The sequence below is a fragment of the Micromonospora sp. CPCC 206061 genome (assembly GCF_036906915.1).
In the GTDB taxonomy this organism is placed as follows: domain Bacteria; phylum Actinomycetota; class Actinomycetes; order Mycobacteriales; family Micromonosporaceae; genus Phytohabitans.
The window spans coordinates 1-17068 of the sequence record NZ_JBAKHX010000009.1; the positions used below are offsets into that span (position 1 = coordinate 1).

16 protein-coding genes are annotated in these 17068 nt (G+C 68.1%); 11 read left to right on the top strand and 5 right to left on the bottom strand.

The genetic code is table 11. The features are described 5' to 3' along the window. Positions 1-485: 485 nt before the first annotated feature. A complete protein-coding gene (locus V6V89_RS09615) occupies positions 486-1298 on the bottom strand; it encodes a ParA family protein (protein ID WP_334618660.1) in 813 nt (270 codons plus the stop codon). A gap of 1751 nt (positions 1299-3049) precedes the next feature. Between V6V89_RS09615 and V6V89_RS09620 the strand changes: the two genes are divergently transcribed. From V6V89_RS09620 to V6V89_RS09665, 10 genes are all read left to right on the top strand, one after another. Next, the gene (locus V6V89_RS09620) at positions 3050-3400 is read left to right on the top strand and encodes a hypothetical protein (RefSeq protein ID WP_334618661.1); all 351 of its coding nucleotides are present in this window, start codon (positions 3050-3052) and stop codon (positions 3398-3400) included. Continuing rightward, complete coding sequence (locus V6V89_RS09625; RefSeq protein WP_334618662.1) at positions 3397-4506, top strand: peptidoglycan DD-metalloendopeptidase family protein; 1110 nt, start codon at positions 3397-3399, stop codon at positions 4504-4506. Before V6V89_RS09620 ends, V6V89_RS09625 begins: the two co-directional genes overlap by 4 nt. A gap of 19 nt (positions 4507-4525) precedes the next feature. Continuing rightward, on the top strand, positions 4526-5014 hold the full coding sequence (locus V6V89_RS09630; protein ID WP_334618663.1) for a DUF6668 family protein: 489 nt from the start codon (positions 4526-4528) through the stop codon (positions 5012-5014). 11 nt (positions 5015-5025) lie between these two features. Then, positions 5026-5331, top strand: coding sequence for a hypothetical protein (locus V6V89_RS09635; protein ID WP_334618664.1), 306 nt, complete (start codon positions 5026-5028; stop codon positions 5329-5331). Between the two features lie 10 nt (positions 5332-5341). Further along, the gene (locus V6V89_RS09640; protein ID WP_334618665.1) at positions 5342-6103 is read left to right on the top strand and encodes a hypothetical protein; all 762 of its coding nucleotides are present in this window, start codon (positions 5342-5344) and stop codon (positions 6101-6103) included. Positions 6104-6105: 2 nt separating this feature from the next. Next, positions 6106-7425: a hypothetical protein gene (locus tag V6V89_RS09645; protein ID WP_334618666.1), complete on the top strand. Its 1320-nt coding sequence runs from the start codon at positions 6106-6108 to the stop codon at positions 7423-7425. Between the two features lies 1 nt (position 7426). Beyond that, positions 7427-8911 carry an SCO6880 family protein gene (locus V6V89_RS09650; protein ID WP_334618667.1) on the top strand — a complete coding sequence of 495 codons (1485 nt, stop codon included), beginning with the start codon at positions 7427-7429 and terminating at the stop codon, positions 8909-8911. A gap of 74 nt (positions 8912-8985) precedes the next feature. Beyond that, entirely contained in the window at positions 8986-10473 is a 1488-nt protein-coding gene (locus tag V6V89_RS09655) for a hypothetical protein (protein WP_334618816.1), read from the top strand. Further along, entirely contained in the window at positions 10470-12257 is a 1788-nt protein-coding gene (locus V6V89_RS09660; RefSeq protein WP_334618668.1) for a type IV secretory system conjugative DNA transfer family protein, read from the top strand. Before V6V89_RS09655 ends, V6V89_RS09660 begins: the two co-directional genes overlap by 4 nt. Next, a complete protein-coding gene (locus tag V6V89_RS09665; protein ID WP_334618669.1) occupies positions 12254-12781 on the top strand; it encodes a DUF4913 domain-containing protein in 528 nt (175 codons plus the stop codon). Before V6V89_RS09660 ends, V6V89_RS09665 begins: the two co-directional genes overlap by 4 nt. A 21-nt stretch (positions 12782-12802) precedes the next feature. Here the strand turns inward: V6V89_RS09665 and V6V89_RS09670 are convergent, their stop codons facing one another. The 4 genes from V6V89_RS09670 to V6V89_RS09685 all read right to left on the bottom strand — a co-directional run bounded on the left by V6V89_RS09670 (position 12803) and on the right by V6V89_RS09685 (position 16292). Further along, entirely contained in the window at positions 12803-13678 is an 876-nt protein-coding gene (locus tag V6V89_RS09670; protein WP_334618670.1) for a phosphotransferase enzyme family protein, read from the bottom strand. Continuing rightward, positions 13675-14961 (bottom strand): hypothetical protein, encoded by a 1287-nt coding sequence (locus V6V89_RS09675; protein ID WP_334618671.1) that lies wholly within the window; start codon positions 14959-14961, stop codon positions 13675-13677. Before V6V89_RS09675 ends, V6V89_RS09670 begins: the two co-directional genes overlap by 4 nt. A 246-nt stretch (positions 14962-15207) precedes the next feature. Then, a complete protein-coding gene (locus V6V89_RS09680; protein ID WP_334618672.1) occupies positions 15208-15411 on the bottom strand; it encodes a DUF397 domain-containing protein in 204 nt (67 codons plus the stop codon). After that, the gene (locus V6V89_RS09685) at positions 15408-16292 is read right to left on the bottom strand and encodes a helix-turn-helix domain-containing protein (protein WP_334618673.1); all 885 of its coding nucleotides are present in this window, start codon (positions 16290-16292) and stop codon (positions 15408-15410) included. The genes V6V89_RS09680 and V6V89_RS09685 overlap by 4 nt, the downstream gene beginning before the upstream one ends. Before the next feature lie 472 nt (positions 16293-16764). Here V6V89_RS09685 and V6V89_RS09690 point away from each other — a divergent pair, with 472 nt between their 5' ends. Further along, entirely contained in the window at positions 16765-16941 is a 177-nt protein-coding gene (locus V6V89_RS09690) for a hypothetical protein (protein ID WP_334618674.1), read from the top strand. Positions 16942-17068: the final 127 nt, after the last annotated feature.

Genomic DNA, 17068 nt, shown 5'->3' on the forward strand with positions numbered 1-17068 from the left:
TCTGCCGCGCGCTGCGCCGGGGGTTCGGGTTGCTCAGCCGAGGACGCCTCGGGCGTTTGCTTGGTCGCTGGCTCGTCTGCCGCGCGCTGCGCCGGGGGTTCGGGTTGCTCAGCCGAGGACGCCTCGGGCGTTTGCTTGGTCGCTGGCTCGTCTGCCGCGCGCTGCGCCGGGGGTTCGGGTTGCTCAGCCGAGGACGCCTCGGGCGTTTGCTTGGTCGCTGGCTCGTCTGCCGCGCGCTGCGCCGGGGGTTCGGGTTGCTCAGCCGAGGACGCCTCGGGCGTTTGCTTGGTCGCTGGCTCGTCCTCGGGCACGTTGGCAGTTGTTGCCTGGGGCGACGCCTCCGGTGGCGCCAGTGTTGCGGTTGGCGCGCCGGACGCGAAGCCACCGCTGAAGTCGGCGGACTCTGCGCTTGCTGTGGCGCTACGCCGTAGCCTGCTGAGGCCGGCCGGCGCCGGCCGCGGCTTGCGGTCTTTCGCTGGCAAGGGTTATCGCCGCCCTTCGTATCGGTCGAGCATCTCGACGGCTAGATCTACAAAGCGCTGCGCGACACGGCTGGTGGGGTACTGGAGGACGGCGGGACGACCGAAGGCGTAGGACTTCGACGCGTTCTTTGACCGCGGAATCTTGGTTTCGAACACCTTCGTTCCAGCCTCGACGAGCTCGCCCTCCACCCAGCCGGCTTCCTCGCCGTCCTCGTACTGGTTGAGGACCACACCGAGGAAGCGCGTGGTTGCTCCTGCCTCTGCCCGCAGTTGGTCGATCGACTGTTGGAACGCCAGGCCGCCACGAAAGGTGGCGAGCTGAGGATGCATGACCGCCATGACGGCGTCGACGGCAGCGGTTCCCGCACCAACCAGGATGTCGAGGTCAGGCCGAAAGTCGATCGCTACCCAGTCGACGCCGCCCTCCATCTGCCGGACGATGTTCCGTACGGCGTACGCGCCGGCGATTGGGTTCTTCTGCATCTCGGTGACCGCCTGAATGAGGTCGCCACGTTCGGCGGGGAGGACGTAAAGCTTGCCGCCCTCCTCCCGGCCTGGCACGCCGTCGAGCGCATCGGTGCGGTCAACGATGACGTCCTCGATCGTGAGCGCCTTGTTGGTGATGAGGCTGCCCACGGTCTTGCCTGGGGTGGCTTCGACCCCCATCGCGATGGTGGCGTCGCCCTGGAGGTCGAGGTCCACGATCGCGACGCGGTTGCCGCCCAGCGCAAGGGCCGCGGCGACGTTCAGGGTGATGGTCGTCTTGCCGGGTCCTCCTTTCTGAGTGCCAGTGCCGAAGCTGTTGAGCCCTCCCATGCTCGTCCTTCCCGGTTCGTTAGGGTTCCTGATGGGTCTACTGCCTATCAGACGTCGCGTCGTTCGCGCTACGCGACACTCCGCAGGCTCGCCTACTGTTCGACTGTTCGACTGTTCGACTGTTCTACTGTTCGCGTGCCCGTTCTTCTTTTCGGTGCTCTGCGCGCTCGGTTCGGCATGTGCTTGCTCGCTTGTCCGGTCGTTCGTCTGGTGTTTGCGCTCCGTGGTGGTGCTCTCGTTGTGGCGTCGTGTGGTCTGCCCGTCTTTCTGCTTGCATGGGCTGTCGCCTTCCTCCCTGTGTTGCCGGCCTTGCGTTAGCCCGCCTCGGTCCTTGTTTGCACTCCGTTTCGGTCGTCCGTGCGTGCGGGTGCTCGTTCTCTGCTCCGGCTTCCCGCCCTCGCCTTTGCCCCGTCGTTCGCTCGTTCTTTTGTGCGCACGCTCTTCTGTCTGTCCGGCGTGCTGGGTTTTGGTCTGTGCCGGCGTTCCTTCGGGGGGCTTCGCGTTCCTTTGCTCGTCGGCCTGGTGGCGTGTCCGCCTCGGTGGCTGGTTGGGCGTCTGTAAGTTCGGTGCGCAGGCTTGTCGGCCCCTATCCCGGTTCGTGGTTCGTATGGGCGTACGTTCGTTGGTCGGCTGGGCTGTCCGTTCGTGCATTCGCTCTTGTGCCGGCTCGGTGCGCCCGTGCCTTGTCTTGCGCGGTCTCCACTTGTTCGGTCTGGCGGCCGTGATGGCCTGGCGGTGGTCTGACGTGTGCGCGTGTCGTCGTGCTTCGGTTGGTTAGTGCGTCGCGTCGCTCGGTCCGTCGTTAGAGGGCTGGCCGTGTCGTCCGTGCTCCTCGTCGGTCTGTGTTCTGGCTGTGATGCCGGTCGCACGGAGCGTCGTGTCGTCGTTGTTCCGTCAGGCCGTTGCATGGTGCGCTGCATCGCCCGGTTGCTTGCGGCTTCACCCGGCTCGCCGCCAGGTCGTACAGCTGCGCCGATCATCGGTTGCCCCATCTAGCGCAATCGAGAGCGGGGCGTCGCATCGCGTGGTGCGCAACGCCCCGGCTTGCCCGGGTCTCCTCTGGATCTCGACGGCGTAGTAGCGGCGCATCACTCCACCGGGCGTCCCGCAAGCGGACCCGCGGGTAGTTGCACCGAACTCGCGCGGGCCGGGCACTGCGACAACTGGCGGCCACCGCACCGACTCCGGGGAGGCCGCCGATCGGCGGCCTCCCCGGACGGGCGCGAAACGGGTGTTGCGCACACCCCCTGCAATGCGCAACACTTGCCGTGCGGTTTGGGATGGCGGATCAGGTACGGATCCGTTGTCCGTGCGGATGTGTTCGCTCCAAGGCCGGGGGTCCTCTTGGCCGCTAACTCAGGGGGCCCCCGGCGCGGGGTCGCCGCGCCTGGTCAGCGTTGGGGGCCGTGACGGTAAACGGGGACTGCCTGCGTAGCAGGCTGTGCCGGCAACGGCTCCGGGCTGATGGAGGTGCAAGGACGGTGGTCATGGCGGCAGATCGGGGGGCGCCGCAGGTGAGAGACGTTCCCCCGCTTGCGTCTCTCACCCGCCGCGCCCCTCGCCCTGCCTGGTCGCCGGCTTTGTGGGTCGCTCTAATGCTGGCGGGGGCGGCGACTGCCGCTGGATGTGATGCTGACACGAAACGCCCGCAGCATCTGCCGCCGCCCAGCCAGCCCGCGCCGGCCGCACTGGATCCAGGGGTCGACTATCACGACGGGGATGCGGTGTGTGACGCCTTCGTACGCACGGTCATGACCCGCGACGCCCTGGCGGACGCATCGCCGGCCGACGCGTTTCGCCGAGCCGCACCGTATATGACCATGTCGCTGTCCGGCGCGGCTGCCGATTCGCGGGCCGACGCCGAATGGCAGGACCTGGTGGGCCACAAGGCGCACACCCAGGTCGTGACCAGTCACTACGCAGGTGACGCCGCCCCGGAACCTGCTCAGCCGATCAGCTCCCGTCTGGCCGTCGTCACCGCTATCGGTCGCGACGGGTGGCAGGGCCAGCCGGCCCGCTACGTAGTGCATTGTGTCCTGAAGGTCCAGGACCAAGGGCGACTGCTGGTCAGCGCCTACGAAACTGAACCCCTGGGGCCATGATGCAGGTCAGCGCCGCCCGTCTGACCATCCTCGGCATCTCGGCCTTTCTGCTTGTGCCGTTCATCGTCGTGACGGGCTTCGCAGCGTCGGACGCCAACAACGACGGCGCCGACGACTACGCCAACCAGCAACTGCCCGGCGGCGCGCTACGCCCAGATGCGCCGATCCCCAACCCGTCATGGGCGCTGTGGGTCAATCGGGCAGGAGACCTCTGCAAGGACGTCACCCCGGCGCTGGCCGCAGCGCAGGTCGACACCGAGAGCAGCTGGAATCCGACCGCCGTGGCCCGCAACCCCGCAGACCGTGGCGGCGACGCGATGGGCTTGGCGCAGTTCCAGCAAGGCACATGGGACGCCTGGGGCAGAGACGCCGACGGCGACGGAACCAACTCGCCGTTCGACCCGGAGGACGCCATCATGGCGCTGGGAACGCTGATGTGCGACCTGACCCGCTGGGCGAGGGCCGGCGTCAAGGACGCGTCGCTGACCGGCGACCCGCTCGACCTCGCCCTCGCGGCCTACTTTTGCGGCCGCGCCTGCGTCCAGAAGGCAGGAGGCGTTCCAACAGCTGGCATGGCACACGAGTACCCGGGCAAGGTCCGATCGAAGATCCCGACGTACGCCGCCAGCCCGGTGATCGTGGTCGGTGGCTGGTCGCTGCCTCTGGCGAAAGGCCAGTACGAGGTCGGTTCGCCGTTCGGGCCACGCGGAGGGCGGCTGCACGCCGGCGTCGACCTGATCGCTGGTAGGGAAACGCCGATCTACGCGGCGTCGGCCGGCACAGTGATCGTAGTGAAGTGTGACGATGATGCGGAACCGCCGTATCGGTGCGATTCGGACGGTTCTCCGACCACGTCCGGCTGTGGGTGGATGATCGACATCCGTCACGCGGACGGGGTGATCACCCGCTACTGCCACCAGGTCCGCAAGCCGATCGTCAAGGTCGAGCAGCAGGTCGCCAGCGGCGAGCAGATCGGGTGGGTGGGCACCAGCGGACACTCATCGGGTCCGCACCTGCATTTCGAGGTCCATCTCAACAACGACCGAAGCAACGCCGGCGCGGTTGACCCGATCGCGTTCCTGCGTAGCGCCGGCCTCGACCCATAAGCCAGGAGGCGAACTGACGATGGCTGTAGTCCACACTACGCCCGCCAAGGTGCGCCCGCCGGACAGCGACACGCACCCGCCGCGCGCCTTGATTCTGACCGGCTGCCACGGGGGAGCGGGCACCAGCACACTTGCCAGACTGCTGGGCGACGCCGCTGACTCCGGCCTGGGGCTGCCCCAGCCCCCCTGGCTGCCGCTGGTGCTGGTGACTCGCGGTACACCGCACGGCGCCAACCGCGCGACCTGGGTGCTCGAGCGCGCCCGTGCCGCTGGAATCGCGCCGCACGCGCTGGTGGTCGTCAGCGACGGGCCGTGGCCCGAGCCGCGACTGGCGACACTGCGGTTGCGGCTACTCGGGAGCCTCGTGCCGGTCATCGTGCGCCTGCCGTATGTGACGCGGTGGCGGTACGTCGACGACCCGGTCGCGGACACGGTACCGCGCCGGGTCGTGCGGGCCTTGGACCAGATCCGCTCCGCAACCCGCATACCTCAGGGAGGTAGCACGTGAGCATACGAACCGTGCTGGAGGCTGCCTTGCAGCCGCTGGTCGCACCGGAGCCGACTCCAACGTCGGACTGGGATGTTCCGCCGCAGGCTCCGCCAGGGCTTCAGGATCCCACCAACATGTTCCTTGGCTGGCTGAAGTGGGGCGGCTTGGTGGGCGGTTTTGTCGGCTTCATGATCACCGGGATCATGATGACCATCGGCCGGCGTGGCCGCTCGAACATGGCCGTCGAGGGGGCCGTCGGCATGCCGTGGATCATCGCGGGCTTGTCGGTGATCTCGGTCTCGGGCGGGGTCGTGTTGACGATCCTGGGCACGTAGGCGGGCCGCCATGACCTACGACATCGAGGCAGAGGTTCGTCGACGGACCCGCCGGATCGCGCTGATCGCTACCGCGGTCGTCGCAGTCGCTCTCGCGGGAATCGGGGGCCTCGCCGTGTGGGGTGGCGGCGACGGCTCACCGCCGCCGGCAGCAACCTCAAGTTCGGCCGCGCCCAGTGACGGCTTCGGATCCGCCCTGTCGGAGACGCGGTCGGCGACAGATGACCTCGGCACCGTGACCTGGGTCGACGTGCGTGGCATGGCGTTGCCAGTGTCAGCAAGGTACGGGCCGGCCACGGTCGCCGAGGGTCGAGCATGGGGATTCGCCCACAACCGGTTCGGCTCGGTGATGGCCGCGACCCACATCGCCGTGCGGGCGGACGCGATCGTGGGTCCGCGGGTGTACCGGCCCACCATCGACCAGCAGGTTATCGGCACGGACGTCGACGCTTTGGCCTCCAACGTCGACAGCGAGTACGAAGGGCGGCGTGCGGAGGCCGGCGTCGCGGCAGGCGATCCACTGCCAGGGACCCACGCGAGCCTCGCCGGCTACCGTGTCGAGTCCTACACAGACCAGGCGGCGTTCCTGCGGCTGCTGATCGCCAGTCCCGGGCCCAACGCCCAAGGCACCGTCTACGTCGACTTCCGAATCGAGGTGCGCTGGGCGGAAGGCGACTGGCGGCTCGTGGCACCACCGGGCGGGCGGTGGCAGAACGCGACCGGCCAGGCTCCGTCGACCAACGGTTACACCGCGTTCCCGAGACGGAGGTAGCGATGTGCGGGATTACGAGCCCGCTGCCGTGCATAGTCGGGCGGGAGGTGGCCAACTCCGGGGTAGAGGCGTTAGCCAACGCAATCAGTGAGGGCATGGTCGCGCTGGTCACGGAGACCGTCACCTGGTGGATCGACGTGCCCTCCATCGACCTGACCGCCCAGGACAACGTCGTACATACGCTGCGCGGCTTCATGCTGCCCATGGCGATCTTCGTCGCCATCGCGGGTCTCATGTTCGCTGGCATCCGCATGACGCTCAGCCGAAAGGGCGACCCGCTGATCGACATTGGACGGGGACTGTTCAGCACCGCGTTCTGGTCCGCCGCCGGCATCGCGGCACCCGCCGCCGCGTTGCAGGCAAGTGACGTGTTGTCCAGCTGGATCCTCGATACCTCGACGGGTGGCCGGTTTGAAGAGCGGATGGTCGCCACGTTCAGCGCCGCGCTAGCGAGTCCCGGCCTCGTGATCGTGTTCGGCATCCTCGCCATCTGCGCCGGCGCCGTCCAGGCCGTACTGTTGATCTTCCGAGAGATCGCCGTCCTCGTCCTGTCGGGGGCGGTGGTCTTCGCGGCGTCCGGTCAGTTCAACTCGCTCACGAGGCCCTGGCTGCGCAAGATTCTGGCCTGGGGACCGGCGTTGATCTTCTACAAGCCCGTGGCGGCGCTCGTGTACGCCACCGGGTTCGCCATGATCGGCGAAGGCAGCGGCGTGCGGACATTGTTCATGGGTTTCGCCATCCTGGGCTTGTCGCTGATCGCGTTACCCGCCTTGCTGAAGTTCTTCAACTGGTCCGTCGGTTCCGTTGACGGCGGTAGTGGTGGCGGGTTCGGTGCCGGACTGGCGGCAGCCGGCGGAGGGCTGCATGCGGCGTCCTGGCTGGGCGGTGGCGGTGGCGGAAGCAGCGCCTCGGAACACGCCCGCTACGTGCAGCAGACACTTGGCCCTGCGGATGGCGGCGCGTCGGCTGCGCCTGCCGGTGCCGCGCCAGCGGCCGGCCCAAGGGAGCCGCGCGTCGGGGCGGATCAGGCGCAGTCGTCCTCTGGCGCGACGGCGGGCAGGGCGACTGTCGGCGCGGGTCCTGGCGCCGCTGGAACTGGCGCGAGGACGGGCGGCGCCGCAGCGGGCGCCGGGGCGGGCGCGACAGGCGCTGGGGGAGGTGCCGCCGCAGCAGGTGCCGGGGCAGGTGGTGCCGCGGCGGGCGCCGCCGGAGCGGGCGCCGCCGGCGGACCGATCGGGGTGGCCGCCGTGGTCGGTGCGCAGGCAGCGCAGCAGGGAGCGAAGAACGCTGCCAGCAAGGCCACCGACGCGATGGGAGGATGAGGTGACGCAGTCGGCGCAGGAGGTACGCACCTACGGCGGCTGGCGGCGGTCGCGGGGGATGGGGCTTTTCGGGCTGGGCCCGGTGGCTTCAGCTGTCGTGCTCGGCGGCGTTCTTTCCCTCATCACGGCGGCGGCGTTTTCCCTGCGGGCGGCATTGATCCTCGCCGCCCCGGTCGGACTGCTGATCGCCGCGACACTGATCCGGTGGGATGGCGTGCCGGTGTCGCACGCGCTCGTCGAACGTGCACGCTGGACGATCGGGATGATGCGCGGCTACCACTCTTGGCGTGGCGGTGTCGTGGTCGAACATCCCCGCGCTTGGCAGCTGCCCGGCGTTCTGGCCTCCACCGAGTTGGTCACCGCCGACGACGGCCTCGGCGGCACGTACGGGGTCGTGTGGGATCGTCGGGCCGGGACGCTGACGGCGACGCTTCGGTGCGCCGCGACGAGCACGTGGCTGGCCAACCGCTCGGACGCGGACACGTGGGTGGCCAACTGGGGCTCGTGGGTGGCGGGCTTGGGCCACCTCCCAGCGATTCGGTGGGTGGCGGTGACGGTGGAATCGGCACCTGATCCAGGTTCCACGCTCGATGACTACGTGAGCTCGCGGGTGGATCCGTCAGCACCTGCCCCGGCGCGGCACCTTCTGGCCGAGCTGGTACGTCGTTCGCCGGCGGCCGCCGCGGACGTCGACACGAGGGTGAGTATCACCTTCGACCCGGCGGGCTCGCCCTCGCGGCCGAAGGACCTGCCGACGGCGGCCGCGGAGTTCGGGCGGATGCTGCACGGGCTGACCAGTGCGCTGGCTTCGTGCGGCGTCACTGTTCTTGGTCGCGCTTCGGCCGTCGACCTGGCTGGGATCGTCCGAACGGCCTTCGACCCGGCAGCCCGGGGGGAGGTGGAGCGGCTGCAGCAGTCCGGCGACCCGTACCAGTTGCTGACTTGGATCGACGCTGGGCCGGTTGCCGCCGAGGAGAGCTGGGATCGTTACCGGCACGACTCAGGGGTCAGCGTCAGCTATGCCTGGCACGAGGCGCCCCGCCAGCATGTCAACTCCAACGTGCTGGCACGGCTGGTCTCGCCGGGGTTGTTCCCCAAGAGGGTGACGCTGCTCTACCGACCTTTCTCGGCGGCGGCGGCCGCGCGGATCCTCGAGAACGAGGTCAACGCCGCGGCGTTTCGGGCCGAGCTGAGCCGCCGGCAGGGGCGCGACGCGACCGCACGTGACGTGGCCGACCAGCAGCGGGCCCGACAGGCGGCCCGCGAGGAGGCGATGGGCGCCGGCGTGTGCCTGGTCAGTCTCTACGCGACGGTCACTGTCCTGGATGAGGACGACCTGCTCACGGCGACCGCAGACCTCGAAGCGCGTGCGCAGACGGCCAAGATCCGGCTGCGGCGGATGTATCGGTCCCAGGCGGCCGGGTTCGCGGCGACGTTGCCGGCTGGAATCTGCCCGCCGATGCTCTCACGGCGCTGGCCGCGCTGATCAGCCTCGACGTACCACAGGGGAGTCCGATGCTTTGGAGAAGGGGCGAAGCCCGTACCGAACGGCCATTGCTGGTGCCTCCCGGCGTGCCCAGCAGCGCCACGGCGATGCGGTTCGCGGCCGCCCGTGGCGAGCCGGCGCCCGGGTGGGGATGGCGTGGCCCGGGCGCCGGGCGGGCGTCTCACGTCAACGGCGGCGTCGAATACCAGGGCACGACGGTCCAGATCTGCGGAATGTTCCCGTTCGTCGCCGGCTCCGGTGCGCCACCGGTTGGTGTTCCGGTCGGGCGGCACATGCTGTGGGGCGAAGTGGTTTGCCTGGACCCGCTGGCGTGGCTCAACCACGGCCTTGTCACCAATCCTGGTGTGTTCATTCTCGGACAGCCTGGCGTCGGGAAGTCCACCATCTCCAAGCGGCTCATCACGGGCATGGTGGCGTACGGCACCGCTGCGCTGGTGCTCGGCGACACCAAGCCGGACTACACGCCGCTGGTGCGGCACCTGGGCGGGCAGGTGATCGAGGTCGGACGAGGAATGCACCGGATCAACCCGCTCGATAGCGGCCCGCTCGGGCAGGCGGTGCAGCGGATGAGCGGCACGGACGCGGCACGGCTGCGGCTGGAGATCCGGGGACGTCGCCTGAGCCTCCTGCTGGCTCTGTGCGCGCTGGTGCGCGGAACCCGGCTGTCCAACGCGGAGGAGGTGGTGCTCGGGCGAGCGATCGACCTGCTCAGCGAACGCGCTGCCGAGGATCCCACCGTCCCCGACGTGCTCCGTGTTGTCGAAGACGGTCCCGACGAGTTGCGGGCGGCGGCCCGCGCGAGCGACGAAGACTACAGCCGACGCGTCGACGAGCTTGTTTTCACCTTGGACCTGTTGTGCAACGGTTCGCTCGCAGGCGTCTTCGACGGGCCCACATCCCAACCGCTGGATCTGGGCGCCCCAGCGGTGTCGGTGGACATCTCCCGCGTGGCTGCCGCGGGGGACACGCTGGTGGCCGCGGCGATGCTGTGCTGCTGGAGCTACGGCTTCGCCATGGTCGACGCTGCCGCCGTCCTGGCGGAGCTCGGGCTGGCATCGCGGCGACAGTACCTGGCGGTCATGGACGAGCTGTGGAGAGCGCTGCGCGGAGCGTCCGGGCTGGTGGAACACGCCGACGCGCTAACGCGGCTGAATCGGCAAAAGGGCATGGCGTCGCTGATGATCACGCACTCGCTCGCTGACCTGGACGCGTTGCCCACCTCGGAGGACAGGGCCAAGGCTCGTGGATTCATGGAGCGCAGCGCCATCACCGTGCTGGCTGGTCTTCCCCTCAAGGAACTGCGCCGCGTCGGCGAGGTGACGCCACTGACGGAGCCGGAGATCGACCTGATCAAGTCGTGGGCGGCGCCAGAGTCGTGGCTGCCCGGTACCACTCACCCCGGCCGCGGCAAATACATGATCAAGACGGGGGAGAGGATCGGCATCCCGGTCGAGCTGTCGCTGGTAGGGGACGAGCGGCTCCTGTACGACACGGATGCCGCCGTGCGCGACCTCGCGGCACAGCCCGGGACGCTGCTATGAGGACGCTGCGCCCCAAGACCGTGCCCATGGGCTCGGTCGCTCCGTGGCTGATTGTCGGGGGAGTCGGCGGCGTGTACGCGCTCGGGCTCCTTGCGTGGCTGGCCGCACGGATCGCCGCGGTGCTCTCTGGCCACTCGTGGGCGACAGGGCCGGCGTTCGGCACCCGGTTCATCAGTGGGCTACTGCGCGGGCGGGCTGCTCAGATGTTGCCGGGTGTGCCAGCCTGGTTGATCGCGACCGTCTTCACGGTCCTGCTGGCGGCCGCGATCGCTCTCGTCGTGGTCGGCTGGCGCCTGATCGCCCGACGGCTGCCACGGCCCGACGACCCCTTGGCATCGCTTGCCACCCCCGAGCAGGTCGCCCCGCTGACGCCGCCGGTGATCGCTGACCGCGCCCGGCGGCTGCGTCCGTCGCTCGCCGGGCTGCCGCGTGAATCCCTTCCGCCGGAGGAGACCGGCGTCCTGCTCGGCACTCTCCAACCACGCGGACCGGAGCTGCGAGCGTCTTGGGAAGACGTGATGGTGGCGATCATGGCCCCGCGAAGTTTCAAGAGCACCGCGCTGGCGATACCGACCGTGCTGGCCGCTCCCGGCCCGGTCGTCGCGACCAGCAACAAGGCCGACCTGTGGGCCGCCACCGTCGAGCTGCGCACAGAGGGCGCGCGGCAGGCGTGGGTGTTCGATCCGCAATCGATCGTCTTCGCGCACCAGGACTGGTGGTGGCCGGCGCTGGACGGGGTGACCACGGTGGAGGAGGCCGAGCGCCTCGCGGGCCATTTCATCCTCAACGTCGACGACCCGCAGCGCCGCGACATCTGGGGGCCGGGCGCCACCGAACTGCTGTCGGCCCTGGTGCTCGCCGCCGGTATCAGCGGCCGGTCGCTCACCGAGGTCTACCTCTGGCTGGTCGATGACGGCAGCCCTGAACCGGTCGACATCCTCGAGTCGCGGCCAGAGTTCAGCGCCCAAGCCAAGGGGTTGCGCGGCATCCAGAACACGGCCCCAGAGACCAAGCAGGGGTTGTACGTGACCGCTCGGATCGGCGCCCGCTGCCTACGCGACCCGCAGATCATGAAGTGGGTCACCCCACCGCCGTCTGGCACCCTGGCGACCTTTGACCCCAGGAAGTTCGTCCAGTCCCGAGACACGCTCTACCTGCTCAGCAAAGACGGCGGTGGGTCGGCCGCCCCGCTGATCGCAGCCCTCGCCGACCGGGTCATGCGGGAAGCCGTACGCCGGGCCGAAACCCGCGGCGGGCGGCTCGATCCACCGATGCCCGTCGTGTTGGACGAAGCAGCCAACATCTGCCGCATCGCCGACCTGCCGACCCTGTACTCGCACCTCGGCTCGCGCGGTGTCCTGCCCGTCACGATCCTGCAATCGTGGGCGCAAGGCGAGACTGTCTGGGGCCGGGCCGGCATGGAAGCTCTGTGGGGCGCGGCGACGGTCAAACTGATTGGTAGCGGCATTGATGACGACCGGCTCGGTGAACGGCTCAGCCGGCTCGTCGGACCGCACGACGTCGCCGTCACGTCCTACAGCCGCGGCGGCCGTGACCGCACGTTGTCCGAATCCGTCACGCTGCGCCAGCAGCCCATCCTCGGCCCTCACAGGGTTCGGGAACTTCGCAAAGGCACCGCCCTGTTGCTGGCCACCGGCTGCCGAGCAGCGCAGATCGCCCTACGTCCATGGTTCGACGGTCCTCAAGCCGACCGGATTCGTGCCGCCGAAGCGGCGGCCATCAAGGATCTCACCACGCGCGCCGAACGGCATCTATCCCCATGACCGAGCCCAGTCCCGACTTCGCGGCGCTCCTGCAGGAATGGCAGGACGACTACGAGCCCCGCCTTAAGCGCGTCGAGAACGCCGTCGAGGAACTCGACCTTCTCCTCAGCCAACCACGACCCCCGACCGCCACCCCGGCCCCTTCCCCGGCCGGGGAGGCGGCCTCGGGCATCCCGATTGAGCTGCGGTACCCCACGCTGGAGCAGTGGGTGGTCGAACACTTCGTCCGGGTCTATGCCCGCCCAGTGGGCGGCCAGATTCGCTGGTGCGCCCGCTGGTGGGAACACGCCGAGGCGATCACGCGCCTGGAGGCTCTGTGGCGGTCCTGGGAGACGCTTCGAATCGAACCGCTCGGCCTAGACGCCTGGTTGCGCGAACGCCTCGACCATCACCTGCCGCACCTGCTAGGCCCCAGCGGGCCTTTCGCCAGTTGCAATCCCGAGCGTCATGCCGGGGGAAAGGACCTGGCCACGGTCCCCGCGCCGGAGGGTTGGTGGGACCCACCTGAGATGGCGGATCGATAAAGCTATTCCCAGATCCAGCTGCTACGGCACCGGCTGCCAATGCCAGGGACGACCACCTTCCTGACCCTGGATACAGCGGAGCCGGTACCGGGCCTGGTCACGCAGGCGCGGATGCTGGTCAGCCATCTGCGCAGCGAAGGTCACCTTGCGCAACTCCCTAGCGTCTCGGAGCGTTCCGTACCCCTCCCAGTCGGTGACATCGTGGCCGTAATGATCGCAGAACGTTGCCCACTCTCCCTCGGTAAGCGAACCGAAGGTGAAGTGGTCGACAGCGATCGATGCGAGATCCCATTCAGGCGGGCCGTAGGAGAACCGCTCCAGGTCTAGGACCACCGGCCCGGTTGTCGTGGCGACTATGTTGCCGCCCCAAGCGTCGCCGTGAACAGCGCCAGGTGCGAGTCCGGGCGGAAGATCCTCGTAACGCTCCTGAAGGCGTTGGAGGTGCTGCTCCAGCCAGGCCCGATCAGAGGGTTGGAAAACCCTGGCCTCGGCGATGCGTTCCCTCAACCGCACGAACGGTGCGAGAGGCGGCAGTTGCAGACTGGGAGGCGGAACCAGTTGATGAAGCCGGCGCAGCGTCTGTGCTACTTGGGCCATGCTGCCTTCGTGGTGCTCAGCAAGCCGGTACCAGAACGTGACCGCACAGTCGTTGATGACCACCGGCTGGTCCAGGTCGGGGATCGCCTCGACAACGTCGACCCCTACACTGTTGAGCCAACGGGAGACCCGTACCTCCTTCTGGGCTGCTTCTACTTGGCCTGGCCGGCCGACCCGCGCGACAATGTCGCCTTTCAGAAGGTAGAGCGTGTTCTCGCCGGCGCGGATAACCTCGGCGCCTGCGTAGTCGATCCCGACGTAGCGGCAGGCGCGTTCGAGCGCAGTACCCGTCCTCGTCACGCGGCTGCGCCAACGGTGACCAGGAGGCGCTCCCTGAGCGCATCAACCTCCTCGATGCCGGCGTGCTTGCCGGCCACTCGATAGAGGGCACGCAGATCGTCCGTCGCCCGCCTCGACCGGACCGGGCCCGCGTCGTTGAGCGCCTCGTGGCCGATTTGAGCGGCCTCCTGGGGGTCGCCCTGTGCCATCGTCAGCGTGGCGAGCTTGGTTCGTGAGATTGCTCTTGATCGTGCGTACTCAGGCGCATGGAGCTCAACGGCGCGGGCAAATCGGCTCACGGCTTCAGTCTCGAGCGATGTGTTCACGGCGACGTCGAACAGAGCGTGGGCGGTGTCTCCGTGGTGCTGGGCCACGTCGTAGAACCTCATCCAAACAGGATCCTCGGCGGGGTTGGAGTGTGTGAACTCTTCGTCCGCCGCACCTACCGCTTTTAGCGCCTCTTGCGCGCGATCGGGCCCGAGCTTGGCCAAAGCGCGAGCCCTCACGGTGTGCATCATGGCGCGCTCGGTTGCGGTGAGCCGATCAGCTCTGACCAAGCCCATCTCGACGTAGGTTAGACCATCGTCTGGCCGGCGGCACCAGATCTCCTGTCGAGCCATGCTGGACAGCAGCATGGCTCGTTGATGCCAGTTATCCGTTGCACAGTGCAGTGCGAAGCCGAAACGGCGACGCGCTTCGTCGTGCTCGTACGCGTCGAACAGCATGAACCCGACGACACCTGCGAGATGCGCCAAAGCCGTGTGGAACTCCAGCCTCAGGCTCGCTGGGCAGGGAACACTGATCCACGACGCCAGGTGGCGCAGCCGATCGTCGGCGATGTCGCGAGCTGCGGCCCCGCCGTGAGTGTTGTCCCAGTGCTCAAAGAAGTTCGCGACATCAACTATTTGGGTGATGTGGTCTCGACCGATGCAGCGAGGAGGCTCCCCGGGCCGCGGCCGCCCGAGTAGGTCGTCCAGGGACGTGCCCAGCAGTGGGATCCCGGCGGGTAGGCCGGGGTGTGTAGCAGCGGCCGGGATGGTCTCTTCTGGAAGGCGCGGGCGCGGGTCCTCCTCGAACCCGAGGTCGGCGTCGGTACAGTGAAGGACTTCGCGCAGCGCGCTGCGGTAGTCGTCTCCGGGCCGCCGGATGCGCCCCTTTTCGAGCTTGCCCAGGTAGTTCGTCGTGAACGCGCTGAAGGGAGACTTGGGCTCGCCGTACAGCACGGTGTTGACCGCCGCGACAAGGTCCGGCCGGCCCATCCCGCGATCTTCGCGCGCCTTGCGAAGCTTGTCGTTCGGCGGCACCAGGAGACCCCCCACTGCCTGCGCTGATCGGATCGTCTAACGCAGGTGCGTCGTCACCGTGGTTGGTATCCGCTACCCGCGTCTAGCCTTGTGGTTACTATAGTTTACATCCACGCGGCTGAACAGTTCACTTGTTGCGATGTTCGTAGCATCGCACTGTCCGACGGTCTTCTCAAGCCGGCATCTGGGTGCCAATACAGCATTTGGGGCTGACCCGACGGGTCAGCCCCAAAGTGTCCTTAAAGATCAGGGCTTCAGATGACCTGCGCGAATGGCGCTCACGAAGCGCGACCAGCTTGGCGCGGAGAAGACGAGCATGGCTGCGCCGGGATTCTTGCTGTCGCGGACGCCGACGTGGCAGTCCTTGACCGCCACCTCGACGCAGTTACCGCCGCCGCTGCTGCGGCTGGACTTCCACCAGATGGCGAAGTTGATCTGTGGTGTGCTCACGCTGCCCTTTCTGTCGACCGTGGAGCTCGGCGCGCAGCTGCCTGTAGAAGCTGCACGCTCTCGTCGGGGGGAAGCGCTGCATCCGTGAGTCGCCTGTGGAGATCGAGGTAGTGGGCGGTCTGCTCCGGATGAGTATGGACCAGATCGTCCGTCACCGTGTCGACCGCAACAACGACCGGGTCGCCGGGATCGGGATAGCGGTAGATCGAGAATCCTGACCTGGGGACGATGTGCTCGTCGATCGGCTTGTCGAGGGGCAACACCCGTACCGTGATCCGGGGTTGGTCGCTGTCCACGACCTGCGCGATGTGCCGGAGCTGCTGGACTACGACCTCTGACGGGGCGGCGGGGCGGCGGATCGCGAGTTCGTCAATGACGACGCTGTACTTCGCGCCGTCAGGACGATGCAGCATCCGCTGACGCAGGCGCCGGGCTTCGACGGCCCTGGCAGGGCTGAAGTTCGCGGACCAGTCTGCCTTGTCGACGGCCGCGCGAGCCGATGTGAAGTCGGGGGTCTGCAACAGCCCAGGCAGCAACGTCAGATGATATTCCTCGATCGACTCGGCGCCTGCTTCAAGGTTCGCGTACAGCGCTTGCCGGGGGCCCATCTCGTCGGCGAAGGACTCCCACCAGCCACGCTCTGCGGCCTCACGGGCAATGGCAAGAAGCTGAGTCCATTTCTCACCGGTCACACCCAGTTGATCAAGGATCTTGATTACGTCGTTGATGTCGGGTCGGAGACGGGCGTTCTCCAGCCTGGAGATCGTCGTGCGGGGGAGCCCGACTGCGCGAGCCAACTTCTCCGCAGAGAGATCACATGCGCGACGGAGGGCCGCTAGCTCAGCCGCGAGGCGCAACCGCCGGACGTACGGGCTGATCACGCCACACCTCCCGCGACAACCCCTGTGAGTGAACTGTGCATTCGCACGGACGTTCCCAACGGAGGATACATCCTCACCAGCCGGCCTGGGCACGGCCCGGCTGCCGCGGGCACAGGGGAGGGATGGGGGATCCCCTGGTTCAGAAGGGATCCCTCATCCCTCCCTCCTTGAGGGTCTTTCGCGGTGGCCGGCTCTGCACCACCTTGGGGTGCGAATTCACGGGCACAGCAGAGGGAGGTGACTGCCAGTGACCACCGGAGTTTTCGTTGATCGTTTCGGGGCAGACGTGCTGGCCGGCATCGCTGTATCGAGGAGAGGGCGCTCGATGCCGATCACGGCAGCGCCCTCTGTAGGCACCTCCCGATACCCGCTTTCCGGGCTCCTTGTGTGTGACAGCTGCGACCTTCGGTTGAGCCCACTCGTGGGTACGGACGGCCGGCGCTGTTACCGCTCGCCCTGCGGGTGCCGCCTAATGCCTGTGGACGCCGCCACTACGGAGCGGCTCACCTACGACGCGGTGGTCGGTCGGGGCGGCGCGCCGGCGGAGACACCGAACGGAGCCCAGTGGGCGGCGCTGTTTGGCCGCTGGCTGGCCGCTGTACGCGTGTGCACGCTGCCGGAGGAACTGGTGTTCGTCTGGCGCGCCTGAACGCTAAATGCCGCGCTACGGGCGTAGCCGGCGGCTGCATCGAAGCGAGTTGACCGACTGGGAGGGGAGGCCTGATATGCCGCATCGCCAGATTCACCAGTGCACGGGGGCCGAACCCGGAGGGACC